The organism is Phocaeicola fibrisolvens, from assembly GCF_025567125.1.
In the GTDB taxonomy this organism is placed as follows: Bacteria; Bacteroidota; Bacteroidia; order Bacteroidales; family Bacteroidaceae; genus Phocaeicola; species Phocaeicola fibrisolvens.
Map to the genome: position 1 here is coordinate 65,657 of NZ_JAOQJI010000001.1, position 14,521 is coordinate 80,177.

Sequence of the window (14,521 nt, forward strand, 5' to 3'; positions counted from 1 at the left end):
ACTTTGTATAGGATTTAGTGGAAAATAAAATTCCAAAATGAAAATATGAATCCTATAAAACGATAAAATTATGATTAAGATTGAAAACCTGACAAAAACGTTCCGTACCACGGAAGTAGAGACACTGGCACTGAATAAAGTAAGTTTGGAGGTAAGAGACAAGGAATTTGTAGCTATCATGGGACCTTCCGGATGCGGAAAGTCTACCTTATTGAATATTATGGGGCTGCTGGACAATCCGACTTCGGGAAGCTATTTCCTCGACGGAAAGGAAGTGGGCAGCCTGAAAGAAAAAGACCGTACCAACGTGCGCAAGGGAAACATCGGTTTCGTGTTCCAGAGCTTCAACCTGATTGACGAGTTGAACGTGTTTGAGAACATCGAACTTCCGCTGACGTACCTGAAGGTGCCTTCTGAAGAACGGAAACGCCGGGTGAATGAAATCATGCAGCGGATGAACATCAGCCACCGTGCAAAGCACTATCCGCAACAGCTCTCCGGTGGTCAGCAACAGCGTGTGGCCATTGCCCGTGCCGTGGTTTCCGGACCGAAGATTATCCTGGCCGACGAGCCGACCGGTAACCTGGACTCCAAGAACGGACAGGAAGTGATGGAATTGCTGACCGAACTGAATAAGGAAGGAACCACCATTGTGATGGTGACACACAGCCAGCGTGACGCAGGTTTTGCCGGACGTGTCATCAACCTGTTCGATGGCCAGATTGTGGCTTCTATTGCGGAAATGTAAAAACGGTGCTTTATGAAACGTGCATTGAAAGGACTGTTTCGAAAAGGTGAGGCCAATGTGGTCAAGATTGTCTGCCTGAGCGTGGGACTGGCCATCGGGCTGGTTATGCTGGCAGAGGTCATTTTCGAACGGTCGTATGATAACTTCTTGCCGGGGTTGAAAGAAACTTACCGGGTGGAAGAACGCTACAAACAGAAAGACACCGACTGGAGAGAGCATGAGCAGACTCCTGGTGCCATCGGACCGGGGTTGCAGCGCTATTGTCCGGCGGTGGAAGTGGCCACCCGTTTCACGGGAATTGGGTCGATGACGCTGACGACGGAAGACCATAAAGAATTGGAGGGGCAGGCTTGGTTTTGCGACAGTACTTTCTTTCGGGTCTTCCCGCGGAAACTGCTGATGGGCGAGGAGCCTTATACGGGGTTGGAAAAGGCCAACAATGCCTATATCTCTTCCAAACTGCTGGAGGTGGCAGGCGAACAGATTATCGGGAAAACATTGTCGTGGAAACAATACCCTGAGTTCCATGTGACCGTGGTCGGGGTGTTCGAGGCTTTTCCCGAGAATACCCATCTGCCACAGATGGATGTGCTCATTGCCCTGCCGACCATCGGGCAGGTGTCTTACGATGGAACGAACAACTGGTTGGGAAATGACCGTTACAAGACCTATGTCCGCTTGCGGAAAGGGAGCACTCCGGATGACTTGAAGGAAGGCATGGACCGCATGCTGGAAGCGAATCATGTGACGGAGGCAATGGAGCGTGCGGGAAATGAGTATGATCTTACTCTCCGCCCCGTAGCCGAAATATTCACTTCGTCCGATTACAACCGCATCATGAACATCGTGTTTCTGAGTTTTGCGATTATCATGTTGCTGGTGGCTGTACTGAACTATATCCTGCTGGTGGTTTCGTCCATGGTGAGCCGTGCCAAGGCCATTGCCACTTACCGTTGCTACGGGGCCGGGAGCGGCGACATTTACCGGATGATTCTTTCCGAGTCGTTGCTGCACGGACTGATCAGTCTGGCTCTGGCCGTATTGATTATTTTCGGCTTGCAGGATTTCCTGCAAGAACAGGTCGGACACAGTCTGGAGTCACTTTTCCCCTTGTCTACCGTATGGGTCTGTCTGGCAGTAACGGCCGGAGTGATTCTGCTTTGTGGAGTGATGCCGGGCTATCTTTATACCCGTATACCGGTGACCTACGCTTATCGTCGTTACACGGAAAACAAACGGAGGTGGAAACTGGGATTGCTGTGCTTGCAGTTTGCGTTGACCACATTCTTTGTCTGCCTGCTGACGGTCATAGGCTTGGAGTATAACACTTTGATGAATTTCAACCCCGGATTTGAATACCGGAACACTTTGTATACCAAATTGTCGGGCACCGAGATGGTGGAACGGGAACGCTGTGTGCAGGAGTTGAAAAAACTGCCAGAGGTAAAGGCGGTTACCTGGGGTTACCAGCTCCTGTCGGATCATTGCAGTGGAAACAATGTGTACAATCCCGAAACAGAAGAAGAATACATGAACATTGCTGATATGTATTATGTAGGTCCCGATTATCACAAGGCTTTCCAGATTCCGGTTATCGAAGGAAATGTGTTTACCCCTACGCTGACAGATTCCTTGTCGCAGCAGGTGATGGTGAGTCGTCGGTTCGTGGAGCGTATGAAAACACTGGCCGGATGGACAGGCTCTCCCATTGGGAAGACGGTATGTATTACTGAACACGCGGATCACGGAACCATTGCTATTGTTTGTGGGGTGTATGAGGATATTCACTTAGGCTCTCAAGTGATGGAAGAGCATGACGAGCGTCCTACTGTGATGTTCTATAGGAGTAAACCTTGGGGCTATTTGTATGTAGCCTTGAATCGGATGTCGCCTGAAGCGATGAAAGAAGTACAGCAAGTAATCGACCGAACGGTTGCTTCTCAGCAGTTGAAGGTGTACAGCCTGTCGCTAGAGATGGGCAACTTGTACAATGGAGTGTTGCACGTGCGTAACAGTGTACTTTTTGCGGGCCTGTGTATCCTGATTATTGCTCTGACGGGACTGGTGGCATATGTGCGCGATGAAGTGTCACGCCGCCGGGCGGAAATCGCCATCCGCATCATCCACGGGGCTTCGATGGCCGACGTGCAGAAAATCTTCCTGCTCGATTTATTGAAGATAGCTCTTCCGGCTGTAGTGATAGGTGCTTTGTGCGCCTGGAAGGTAGGCGAACAGCTTTTGCAATTGTTTGCTGTCAAGATAGACCTCACGTGGTACCTGTTTGCCGGATGTATCCTTATCGTATGTCTGGTAGTGTGGCTGGTAGCCTTCGGGCTGGTATGGAAAGCGGCACGGGCCAATCCAACTGAAAATCTGAAAACAGAATAAATAGAATGTATAACTATAAAAATAAAGGAGATAGAATAATGAAAACCAGAATGAACATACTCACATTGGCTTGTGCCTTGACCTGTTTCAGCTGTATAGGAACTGCTCATACTATTCAGCCGAGTAAAAACTACCAGACGGAAAAACGTTCTTTGGGTGATATACGGGAAGTGTCTACACTTTCTTCCATTGATGTGGTGTATCATCAGACTTCCGGCAGTCCGTATGCAGAAATCTATGCTTCAGACAATGTCATGCCCTATGTGGTACTGAAGGAGTCAAAAGGTGAACTGAGGGTTTATTATCAGGACGGTACCAGCATCCAGGGTGAGAACCGTTGCCGGGTAGATGTATATGCGCCCTCTGTCAGTCGCTTTACCACGATGGCTTCCGGTGATATATCTATTCCCAAAGGATTGAAAACACAGGGAGACATACGTCTCCAGACGAATGCCAGCGGTGATATTGAATGCCCTACGGTACAGTGCAATAGCTTGCAGGCTGAAATCAATGCCAGTGGTGACATTGATGTACAGCAGGTCAACTGCCAGAAGTTACAGGCCAGTATCAATGCCAGCGGAGATATGACAGTTCACAAAGCTGTGTGTCAGCATGCGTCTTTGACCATCAATGCATCCGGCGATTTGGTGGTGCCTAATCTGCAATGTCAGGACATCGTGAAGGCTACGGTCAATGCCAGTGGCGATATGGTTATAAAAGGCAGCTGCCAGGAAGCCGTACTTCGTGACAATGCCTCCGGTGATTTGGCGGCAGATAACCTGAAAGCCGTTAAAGTCGATGCGGCTGTATATGGTTCGGGTGATTTGTCTTGTCGTGCTTCCCGTTCTATTACGGCAAGGACGTATGGCAGCGGAAGTATCAGCTATGCCGGTAACCCCTCTCAGGTAGTAACCGAAGGAAAACACATCTATAAAAAATAAAATCTCTCTTTTTAATGGGCAGGGTGAAAAGGCTGTGAAGTTTTTTCACCCTTTTTTGTGTAAGGTAAAATCAGAATGGCTACCTGATTTGTAGATGTGTAGGCTTTGTTTGAGACAATGTAAGGGAAGTAATTGAACAACGTTTTTGTATGTTTTAGGTTTCTCCTTGCAGAACCGTATGTTTCCCTGACGTGAAACGTACGGTTCTACCGAGAGAAACATACGTTTCACGTAAGGGAAACATAAAAAAGAAAAGTATATGTAACTTTCTTTGTAGGCACGTTCTTGACTTTTGTCCAGAAGATGATTTATTCTCCCACTTCCTCAATTCCCATTACTTCCATTACGCCTGCATACTCAGCTGCAAAACCCTCGGAAGAAGGGCCCTGGATGCGGACTTTTAGTTTGGCAGGTATGGCTGTATAGGGTTTTGCATCGGAAGGAAGAGTTGCTTCATAGCGCTTCTTCAGCTCGCCCAACTTGTCAACAACCCAATAGGCTGTAGTGTCTGCATCGGGAGTGAAGCTGTAGGCTTCGTGTCCCATGATAAGTTGTCCGTGGAGTACCTGAATGGAGTCGAATAGCTGGATGCTCTGCTCATCAAACAAAGGCATATCTTGTCCCACCTCAACGAAGACTGCTTTCTGGGGATGGGTGTGGAATACCTCGAAATAACGTGCTCCGCTGTTGCCTACTCCCCAGCCATGGCAAGTAAAGGGCACGGGTTCGTGCTGGCCGCGGTCTGCCAGTTTTTTCGCTGACTTCCCGGTAGGCTCCAGAATGTAGCGAGTTACTCCAGCACGGTTGGATTTTACTTCACGGAAATCGCAGGTCAGGCTGTCCGTCCAGTTCTTATCCATGAGAATACGTGGGTGAGACTGCAGGAACGGGATAAGTGAATGGATGTCCTTGCCCGGTATATCCAATATCTGAATAACCGGGTCCGAAGTTTGTTTGTGGCCATTTTCCATGCGTTCTATGCGTGCACCCGGAATAGAAGCGTCGGTGAGGATACGTAGGTTTTCGTTGCATTGTGCCCATAGCCGTAAACCGGCTCCCGTGACAGTCTGCCACTGGAAGCCTTCGTAGCCTTCTCTGGAGGGGCTTTCGGGGAACACTTCACTTTGTTCCGTCTGAATGCCGGAGTTTCCGGCTTGTTTTTTAGACGACGGATTGCAGGCTGTCAATAGGCAAAGACCTGCCAAAGGGATAAGAATTCTTTTCATGATTAATATTTATAACAAGGTTCTTTATTGTTGTGAAATAAGGAAGGCCGTGTAAGCGATGTAACATGCGACTAACAGTCCTCCTTCTATGCGGGTGATGGTCCGTTTCTTAAAGAACCAGCCCACCAGCCAGAACAGAATGGAAGAGCCTACCAGAACAGCCATGTCGATGTTGTTGATATTTCCCATAGGGAGAGGAGACAGGCTTGCACTACATCCTAGTACAAAGAATACATTGAACAGGTTGCTGCCGATGACATTTCCAATGGCAATGCCCGGATTCTTTTTCAAGGCCGCCGTGACGGAAGTTGCCAGTTCCGGCAAGGAGGTACCTCCGGCTACCAGTGTAAGTCCGATGATGGAGTCGCTGACACCTAATGAACGGGCAATACCGCTGGCACCGTCTACAAAAAATTGTCCGCCAAAGATCAATCCGGCCAGTCCTCCTATAATATATAGGGCTGATTTCCATGCCGGCAGTTCCTTCACCTTCTGTTCTTCGCCACCATCTTCGTTCCCATTGCGGGCGATGGCAAAAGTATAACGCATAAAAATAAGGAAGAAACCTAATAGTACCAGTCCGTCTATCCGGCTGATGATGTCCCGGCTTCCTCCGTCGAGTATGCAGTCGTTGGCAAAGCAGGTAAGTACCAGTGCAGAAAGAATGACCAGCGGAATTTCCTTGTTCATAGTGCCCTGTCCCACTTGTATGGGGAGAACCAGAGCGGTGCATCCGATAATCATCAATACATTGAAGATATTACTTCCCACCACGTTACCGATAGCCATTTCAGCACTTCCCTGTAATGAGGAGAATACGCTGATAACCAGTTCAGGAGTAGAGGTCCCGAAGGCTACGATGGTTAATCCGATAACCAGGTCGGAGATACGAAAACGTTTGGCTACAGAGGCTGCTCCGTCGGTCAGTCCGTTGGCTCCTATTAAAATTAAAGCTAATCCGCCGATTAATAAAAGTAGATTCATCCACATACGATACTGTTTTTAGTTTTTTTCTGTTAGCTGGAACGTTTTTCCGTCTGTACTACGTGTCAGTGTAGCTTCTTTTCCTTTGCCACGCAAATCGAGAATGGTATTCTTGTAACCGTAACCTGAGGCTGTGCGGTACTGAGAGAGCAACATGTATTGTCCGTCCAAGCAAACTTCAGCGAGGGCTTCATGCGGATAGAATGCCACAGGGATTTCTGTGTTTTCTGCAGTAAGGAAGGACGTTTCTATTTTTTTGTCGGTTCCGTGTGTGCTATAAAGCAGTCGCCCTCTTCTGGATACAATCCAGGAGTCTGCACAGGCTTGCACCTGATAGGTGTCGTCGTCTTCTACGTTCCAGACTGCAATGCCGTCAGGGCGTACACGGCGGTTGAGTATGACTTTGGTGTCAGGCAAGAAGACTTCTACCTTTGAAGAATCAGTTGCAAACACTAAAAAGCCGGCTTGGGTTGCCAGGCTGTCGGTGGAAGAGAGTACTTTTTGTCCTGTCTCAAAAATCCGGATGTCTTTTTGTAATACGTCCGACCAGGTGTATCCCGTAGAAGCCTTGTCTGTTCCGACTAAAGGCGCTGATTCCGGCTGGCGTACATACTTTATTTGATAATCGGCCCCTTTGCGGAGGGTGAGAGTATCTTGTTGCAAAGACAGAATGGCCAGTGTATCTGAGAATGAGATTGTCTGTCCGTTACCGATACTTTTTCCGCTCAGTACAAGCTGTCTGTCCGACAGAAGCTGCCAGCTTTCATATTGCAGAGTGGCCATGCCGATGGAGGAGGCTTTTCCTTCCTTGGCCAGTGTCATTCCTTGTACGAAGTTGGATGAAGGAGGAAGTATTTCTGTCCAGTTACCCAACAAGTCTGTTTCATTTACAGCAGTTTTCGGACTGCATGCTATCAAACCTCCCAGAAAGAGAGGTAAGGCGATTTGTTTCATTTGTTTTTTCATGGTGATATGTTTTTGTTTATAATGCAGTGATATAGGCTTATACTGCATGTATCACAACTCTTTTTATGGTTACAATAAGTGCAAATATACAAATTACTTTAAGTTTCCAAGGTAATAACGGTTTATAGGTTATAAAAATGCACGATTCTCCTCCTTTTTTGCATGATTAATAGTTGTATGTGATACACTAATTCCCTATCTTTGCATCAAACGTTAACATATAAAGTATATGAGAAACAGAATCCTGTCTTTATTGTTTTTACTTCCGTTTATTTCGGAATCGTTGTCTGCCGCACTGGTGGACGAAAAAGATTATGTAGCTTATTTGTTCACTTATTTTACGGGAAACCACATCAGTGAAGAAGCTGTGTACTATGGAGTAAGTATGGATGGTTATACTTACTATGCGTTGAACAACAACAAACCGGTGATTGATTCAAAGGTCATCAGCTCTACGGGTGGTGTGCGCGACCCTCACATTCTGAGAGGGGAAGACGGCCAGACGTTCTACATGGTAGTAACCGACATGGTTTCCGACAACGGATGGGATTCCAACCGGGCCATGGTGCTGTTGAAATCGACAGACTTGGTTAACTGGTCACATTCTGTTGTAAATATACAGAAGCGCTATCCGGGACAGGAAAAGCTGAAACGGGTATGGGCTCCCCAGACTATCTTTGACAAGGAAGCCGGGAAATACATGGTCTATTTCTCCATGCAGTATGCCGGTGGTCCGGATGTCATCTATTATGCTTATGCCAACGACGATTTTACCGATTTGGAAGGAGAGCCGAAACCGCTTTTCATCCCGTCGAACAAGACTTCTTGCATTGATGGAGACATTGTGTATAAAGATGGAGTATATCACCTTTTTTATAAGACTGAAGGAAACGGCAACGGCATCAAGGTAGCGACGACCCGTGCGTTGACTTCCGGAAAGTGGGAAGAACAGCCGGATTACAAGCAGCAGACCAAAGAAGCTGTGGAAGGTGCTGGTACGTTCAAGTTGATTGGACAGGATAAATACATTCTGATGTATGATGTCTATATGAAAGGGGCTTACCAGTTTACGGAAACCACCGACCTGAAGCATTTTAAGGTGATAGACCATGCAGTGAAGATGAATTTTCATCCGCGTCACGGAACCATCATCCCGATTACCCGTGCCGAACTGAAACGTATCACGGACGAGTGGGGCAAGCCTGCCGAGCTGGGCGAATTGCCGGTCAATCCTGCATTGCCGGGATTCCATGCCGACCCCGAAGTGCTGTATTCTCATCAGACACAGCGTTATTACATCTATTCTACCACCGACGGACAGCCCGGATGGGGAGGATGGTATTTCACCGTATTCTCTTCTGCCGACCTGAAGGACTGGCAGTATGAAGGAGTGATGCTGGATTTGCGTTCGCCGCAGGTACCATGGGCCAACGGAAATGCCTGGGCACCGGCCATTGAGGAAAAACTGATTGACGGAAAATACAAATATTTCTTCTATTACAGTGGCAATCCGAACGACGATTCTGGTAAGAAAATCGGAGTTGCTGTAGCCGATTCACCGGTAGGTCCTTTCAAGGATATGGGCAAACCCATTGTGACGGATTCTCCGGTAGGACATGGACAGCAAATTGATGTGGATGTGTTCACTGATCCGGTATCAGGTAAGTCTTATCTGTACTGGGGCAACGGATACATGGCCGGTGCGGAACTGAACGACGACATGGTATCCATCAAGAAGGAAACCCTGAAGGTGCTGACTCCGAAGGGAGGGACACTGAAAGATTATGCGTACCGTGAAGCTCCCTATGTGTTCTATCGTCAGGGTACTTACTACTTCATGTGGTCGGTCGACGATACGGGTTCAGCCAACTATCATGTGGCTTACGGTACGTCGGATTCTCCGCTGGGACCGATTAAGGTGGCCAAAGACCCGGTGGTGCTGATACAAGATCCATCACAGGAAATCTATGGGACAGCACACAACTCTGTAGTACGTAAACCTGGGACCGATGAATGGTATATCGTGTACCATCGCATCAACAAGAATTACCTGAATCCGGACAAAGGGCCGGGGGTACACCGCGAAGTATGTATCGACCGGATGGAATTCAACGCCGACGGTACGATTCAGCGCGTGAAAGTCTCCAAATAAAATTTTTATTAAATCTGCTTACTTATGAAACACCTGACACACTTGGCAGCTTTGTGCGTCTGCCTTACCAGCCTTCCTGTATCGGCCCACGTGCAGGAAGTGATGAATGAACCGGATTCAGTCTACTTGTTCTCGTATGCCACCGTGAAAGATGCGGGGCGCAGCGGGTTGAAACTGGCGTGGAGCCCGGATGCCGACCGTTGGTTCAGTATCGGCAATGGATATGGGTATGTGAGATGCGATTACGGAACCTGGGGAGCCGAGAAGCGTATGCTGAATCCTCATCTGACGCGGGATGCAAAAGGCGTGTGGCATTGCGCCTGGCAGTTGAACGAAAGCGGAAAGGAGTGGGGACAGGCCACTTCGCCCGACTTGATGAAATGGAATCCGCAGACGTATTACCTGCAGACGCCGGGAGAAGGAACTGGAATCCGGGGAAGTGAAACCCGCAAGAAAGCGGTTGTGGACGGTGTAGTAGAACAAGGATATATGCAGAAAGTGGCCTGGGAGGAAGTGGACCGACTGTTGAAGTTCGTGGACTACCGGGCTTACAGAGACCAGTTGCACAATGAACGGACGGAACAGGATGGCCAGCGTTTTGCCGGGTTGGCTCCTGTATCCTTGCAGCTGACAATCCGTCCGGAAGAAGCCAAGCCTATCAGTGACAAACTGATGGGGATTTTCTTTGAAGACATCAATTATGGAGCTGATGGCGGACTTTATGCCGAATTGGTGCAGAACCGTGATTTTGAATATTCTTCGAAAGACGGGGCCCCTCAAGGATTTGACAGTGGTTATGCCTGGAGTATATGGGAGAACGGGCAGTCGTCGGCTGTACAGGTAGCCACGGAGCATCCTTTGCATGCCAACAATCCGCATTATGTGGTATTGCAGGCCAAACCGGGAATTTCTCTCCGCAATACAGGCTTCGACGGGATTACGTTGAAGAAAGGCGAAAAGTATGACTTCTCTCTCTTTGCTTCTATGCCCGAGGGCAGTAAGGGTGGAAAGATAGTGGTGCGTTTGCTGAATGCCCAAGGCAAGGAAGTGGCACAGTCTTCCGTAAAGGTAAAGGCGGGCGACTGGAAGAAGCAGACTGCGGTATTGACGGCACAGGCAGATGTGGATGCGGCTGTACTTTCACTGGAACCGGAGTTGACCGGGGAGTTACATCTGGATATGATTTCACTCTTCCCGCAAAAGACCTTCAAAGGACGCAAGAACGGGTTGAGAGCTGATTTGGCTCAGACATTGGCCGACTTACATCCTCGTTTTATGCGTTTTCCGGGCGGTTGTGTGGCCCATGGAAATGGCATTGACAATATTTACCGTTGGAAAAATTCTGTCGGTCCGCTGGAAGCCCGCAAGCCGATGCGGAACTTGTGGGGATATCATCAGACACTGGGACTAGGCTATTTTGAATATTTCCAGTTCTGTGAAGACATCGGGGCTGAACCGTTGCCAGTCCTGGCGGCTGGAGTGCCCTGCCAGAATTCAGCCTGCATTCCGGGCAAGCCTTTGAGCGGTGGACAGCAGGGAGGCATCCCCATGGAAGAAATGGGTGCCTACGTGCAGGACATCCTGGACTTGATTGAATATGCCAACGGCGACCCAAAGACCAACAAATGGGCCAAGATGCGTGCCGAAGCCGGACATCCGAAGCCGTTCAACCTGAAATACATCGGCATCGGCAATGAAGATTTGATTACCCCGATTTTTGAAGAACGCTTTGAGATGATTTTCAAGGCCATCAAGGAAAAATATCCGGAGATTACTGTGATTGGTACGGTAGGTCCTTTCTATGAAGGTTCAGACTACGAAGCGGGATGGAAATTTGCCTCTCGTCTGCAGGTACCGATGGTGGACGAACACTATTATAATACACCGGGTTGGTTTATCAACAACCAGGATTTTTATGACTGTTACGACCGTTCCAAACCCAAAGTATACCTGGGAGAATATGCCGCTCACTTGCCCGGTCGTCCGAACAACATCGAGACAGCCTTGGCTGAGGCCTTGTACCTGACGTCCGTTGAACGGAACGGCGATGTGGTATCCATGACTTCGTATGCACCGTTGCTGGCCAAGGAAGGGCATACGCAGTGGAATCCGGATTTGATTTATTTCAACAACAAGGAAGTGAAACCGACTGTGGGTTATTACACCCAGCAACTTTACGGTCAGAATGCCGGTGATACGTATCTGCCGGCCGACCGGAAGATAGATAACTCCCGTCAGGATGTACAGCGTAGAATCGGTACGTCGGTGGTGCGCGATAGCAAGACGGGCGATGTGATTGTGAAGCTGGTCAACCTGCTGCCGGTTCCGGTCAAGACTCAACTGAACGGGCTGACATTGCAGGATGGACAGGCTACGCTGCATGTGCTCTCCGGAGTTCCGACCGACCAGCAGGCTCGTCCTGTGAAGAAAGAAATCGCGGTGGCAGATTTGTCTCAATATGAAATGCCTGCCTATTCGTTGAGCGTGATTCGAATCCATGCTGCAAAATGAGGGAAGTGATTGATTCTTATCTTGCTTTTGACAGATTTTTGGTAGTTTAATATAGAAGGAAAGGTCTATATTTGCCTCAAACATTAATGACGTATATCATGAAATACAAACACACGTTATGGGGCGTAGGCCTTTCTTTATTGTTCTCTTTGGGGATACTTTCGGCTTCAGCAGCTTCTCCGGCAGGAGAGGAAACTGTCGCAAAAGAAGCATTTGCCGTAGGTAAGGGAACATTTCTGTTAAACGGAAAGCCTTTTGTGGTAAAGGCAGCGGAAGTGCATTATCCGCGTATTCCGGAACCTTATTGGGAACAGCGTATTCTTTCTTGTAAAGCATTGGGCATGAATACGCTTTGTCTGTATGTCTTTTGGAACTTGCATGAACAGCATCCGGGAGAGTTCGATTTCTCAGGCAACAAGGACATTGCCAAGTTCTGCCGTCTGGCACAAAAACACGGAATGTATGTCATCGTACGTCCGGGACCTTACGTTTGTGCGGAATGGGAAATGGGCGGACTGCCTTGGTGGTTGCTGAAGAAGAAAGATGTACAGCTGCGTACACTCGACCCTTATTATATGGAGCGGGTCGGTATCTTTATGAATGAGGTGGGCAAACAGCTGGCCGATTTACAGATTTCCCGCGGGGGAAACATCATCATGGTACAGGTGGAAAATGAATACGGTTCGTATGGCATCAACAAGCCTTACGTATCGGCCATCCGTGATATCGTGAAGAAGGCGGGTTTCACCGACGTGCCTCTTTTCCAGTGTGATTGGAGTTCTAACTTCACCAACAATGCCTTGGATGATTTGCTGTGGACGGTCAACTTTGGTACGGGTGCCAACATTGACGAGCAGTTCAAGAAACTGAAATCGTTGCGTCCGGAAACACCGATGATGTGCAGCGAGTTCTGGAGCGGTTGGTTCGATCACTGGGGACGGAAACATGAAACCCGTGATGCGGCTACCATGGTGAGTGGCATCAAGGACATGCTGGACCGGAACATCTCGTTCAGTTTGTATATGACCCACGGAGGTACAACCTTCGGCTGGTGGGGTGGTGCCAACAACCCGGCTTATTCAGCCATGTGCAGTTCATACGATTACGACGCGCCGATCAGTGAGGCCGGATGGACTACTCCGAAATATTTCCAGTTGCGCGACTTGTTGAAGCAATATCTTCCGGAAGGAGAAACTCTGCCTGAACCTCCGGCTGCGTATCCGGTGATTTCCGTACCGGCCATTACAGACTGGAAGGTGGCTCCGTTGTTCAATAATCTGCCGCAGCCTAAGCAGTCGGAAGATATTCAGCCGATGGAAATGTTCGATCAGGGCTGGGGAACGATTTTGTATCGTACGACCTTGAAAGAAGATGTGAAAGGTATCCTGCACATCGACGAAGTACACGACTGGGCACAGGTATTTGCCAATGGTAAACTGTTGGGACGGCTGGACCGTCGTCACGGAGAATTTACCTTGCCGCTGACGGAAACCTTGAAAAAAGGTACTCAACTGGATATCCTGGTAGAAGCCATGGGACGTGTGAACTTCGACAAATCTATCCACGACCGGAAAGGTATTACCAAGAAGGTAGAGGTGGTTAATGGTGACCAGGTACAGGAACTGAAAGGCTGGACAGTATATAACCTTCCTCCTTTCTATGAATTTGTGAGTCAGAAAAACTATCAGGCTGGAAAACCGGTAGACGGTCCGGCTTACTATAAAGCGACTTTCCATTTGGACAAGACAGGCGATACCTTCCTGGACATGCAGACCTGGGGAAAAGGTATGGTTTGGGTCAACGGCCATGCCATGGGACGTTTCTGGGAAATCGGTCCGCAGCAGACACTATATATGCCGGGATGCTGGCTGAAGGAAGGCGACAATGAAATCATCGTGCTCGATTTGAAGGGCCCGGCCGAAGCCAAAGTGGTCGGCGTGGAAAAACCGATTTTGGATATGTTGCGTGAAAAGGCTCCGGAAACCCACCGTAAAGACGGTCAGAATCTGAACCTGAAAGCCGAAAAGCCGGTGATGACGGGTACGTTCAAGGCAGGCAACGGCTGGCAGGAAGTTCGTTTTGAAAAACCGGCAGCCGGACGCTATTTCTGCCTGGAAGGCGTTTCCAACTATGACGGTACCAACATTGCCGCTGTGGCCGAAATGGATGTGCTGGGTGAGGACGGAAAACCGGTTTCTCGTGAAAACTGGAAGATTGTTTATGCCGACAGCGAAGAAACCCGCAGCGGAAACCGTACCGCCGACAAGGTGTTCGACCTGCAGGAAAGTACCTTCTGGCAGACAGTAGACAATACCGCTTATCCGCATCAGATTGTCATTGATTTAGGAAAAGAATACAAGGTGACAGGTTTTCGTATGTTACCTCGCGCGGAAGCCGGTACACCAGGTTTGATAAAGGATTACAGAGTATATGTAAAGAAAACAGACTTTACATATTGATTTCAATTTGTATTGAACTTAAGGTAATTCAGGAGGGATATCCCGCGGACGGTAAATCTGCGGGATATTTTTTTGCCTGGAGAAATAAAAACAGGCTTGTTTCGTGTCTTTATGCCGTTTTTTTACGAACTTTGCCGCCCAATGTG

9 protein-coding genes are annotated in these 14,521 nt (G+C 48.6%); 6 read left to right on the forward strand and 3 right to left on the reverse strand.

The window, feature by feature from the left end:
* The first annotated feature begins 70 nt into the window (after window positions 1-70).
* From OCV81_RS00245 to OCV81_RS00255, 3 genes are read left to right on the forward strand one after another with little or no spacing between them, the layout of a single operon-like run.
* Window positions 71-748 (forward strand): ABC transporter ATP-binding protein, encoded by a 678-nt coding sequence (locus OCV81_RS00245; protein ID WP_022352824.1) that lies wholly within the window; start codon window positions 71-73, stop codon window positions 746-748.
* A gap of 12 nt (window positions 749-760) precedes the next feature.
* Entirely contained in the window at window positions 761-3,136 is a 2,376-nt protein-coding gene (locus tag OCV81_RS00250) for an ABC transporter permease (protein ID WP_148327681.1), read from the forward strand.
* Between the two features lie 50 nt (window positions 3,137-3,186).
* Complete coding sequence (locus tag OCV81_RS00255) at window positions 3,187-4,077, forward strand: DUF2807 domain-containing protein (protein WP_262639825.1); 891 nt, start codon at window positions 3,187-3,189, stop codon at window positions 4,075-4,077.
* A 308-nt stretch (window positions 4,078-4,385) separates the two neighbouring features.
* Here the strand turns inward: OCV81_RS00255 and OCV81_RS00260 are convergent, their stop codons facing one another.
* Genes OCV81_RS00260 through OCV81_RS00270 form a run of 3 tightly spaced genes read right to left on the reverse strand, consistent with a single transcriptional unit; the run spans window position 4,386 to window position 7,253 of the window.
* Entirely contained in the window at window positions 4,386-5,303 is a 918-nt protein-coding gene (locus OCV81_RS00260) for a hypothetical protein (protein ID WP_148327683.1), read from the reverse strand.
* A 24-nt stretch (window positions 5,304-5,327) separates the two neighbouring features.
* Window positions 5,328-6,287, reverse strand: coding sequence for a calcium/sodium antiporter (locus OCV81_RS00265; RefSeq protein ID WP_262639862.1), 960 nt, complete (start codon window positions 6,285-6,287; stop codon window positions 5,328-5,330).
* Window positions 6,288-6,305: 18 nt separating this feature from the next.
* Window positions 6,306-7,253 (reverse strand): lipocalin family protein, encoded by a 948-nt coding sequence (locus tag OCV81_RS00270; RefSeq protein ID WP_239464755.1) that lies wholly within the window; start codon window positions 7,251-7,253, stop codon window positions 6,306-6,308.
* A gap of 229 nt (window positions 7,254-7,482) precedes the next feature.
* Between OCV81_RS00270 and OCV81_RS00275 the strand changes: the two genes are divergently transcribed.
* From OCV81_RS00275 to OCV81_RS00285, 3 genes are all read left to right on the forward strand, one after another.
* Window positions 7,483-9,405 (forward strand): family 43 glycosylhydrolase, encoded by a 1,923-nt coding sequence (locus OCV81_RS00275; protein ID WP_022352830.1) that lies wholly within the window; start codon window positions 7,483-7,485, stop codon window positions 9,403-9,405.
* Window positions 9,406-9,429: 24 nt separating this feature from the next.
* Entirely contained in the window at window positions 9,430-11,916 is a 2,487-nt protein-coding gene (locus OCV81_RS00280; protein ID WP_148327685.1) for an alpha-L-arabinofuranosidase C-terminal domain-containing protein, read from the forward strand.
* A 98-nt stretch (window positions 11,917-12,014) separates the two neighbouring features.
* Window positions 12,015-14,375 carry a beta-galactosidase gene (locus tag OCV81_RS00285; RefSeq protein WP_148327686.1) on the forward strand — a complete coding sequence of 787 codons (2,361 nt, stop codon included), beginning with the start codon at window positions 12,015-12,017 and terminating at the stop codon, window positions 14,373-14,375.
* The last annotated feature ends 146 nt before the right edge of the window (window positions 14,376-14,521 follow it).

Coding starts and splice junctions, on each gene's coding strand:
- OCV81_RS00245 (WP_022352824.1), top strand. CDS start 71: ATGATTAAGATTGAAAACCTGACAAAAACGTTCCGTACCACGGAAGTA.
- OCV81_RS00250 (WP_148327681.1), top strand. CDS start 761: ATGAAACGTGCATTGAAAGGACTGTTTCGAAAAGGTGAGGCCAATGTG.
- OCV81_RS00255 (WP_262639825.1), top strand. CDS start 3,187: ATGAACATACTCACATTGGCTTGTGCCTTGACCTGTTTCAGCTGTATA.
- OCV81_RS00260 (WP_148327683.1), bottom strand. CDS start 5,303: ATGAAAAGAATTCTTATCCCTTTGGCAGGTCTTTGCCTATTGACAGCC.
- OCV81_RS00265 (WP_262639862.1), bottom strand. CDS start 6,287: ATGAATCTACTTTTATTAATCGGCGGATTAGCTTTAATTTTAATAGGA.
- OCV81_RS00270 (WP_239464755.1), bottom strand. CDS start 7,253: ATGAAAAAACAAATGAAACAAATCGCCTTACCTCTCTTTCTGGGAGGT.
- OCV81_RS00275 (WP_022352830.1), top strand. CDS start 7,483: ATGAGAAACAGAATCCTGTCTTTATTGTTTTTACTTCCGTTTATTTCG.
- OCV81_RS00280 (WP_148327685.1), top strand. CDS start 9,430: ATGAAACACCTGACACACTTGGCAGCTTTGTGCGTCTGCCTTACCAGC.
- OCV81_RS00285 (WP_148327686.1), top strand. CDS start 12,015: ATGAAATACAAACACACGTTATGGGGCGTAGGCCTTTCTTTATTGTTC.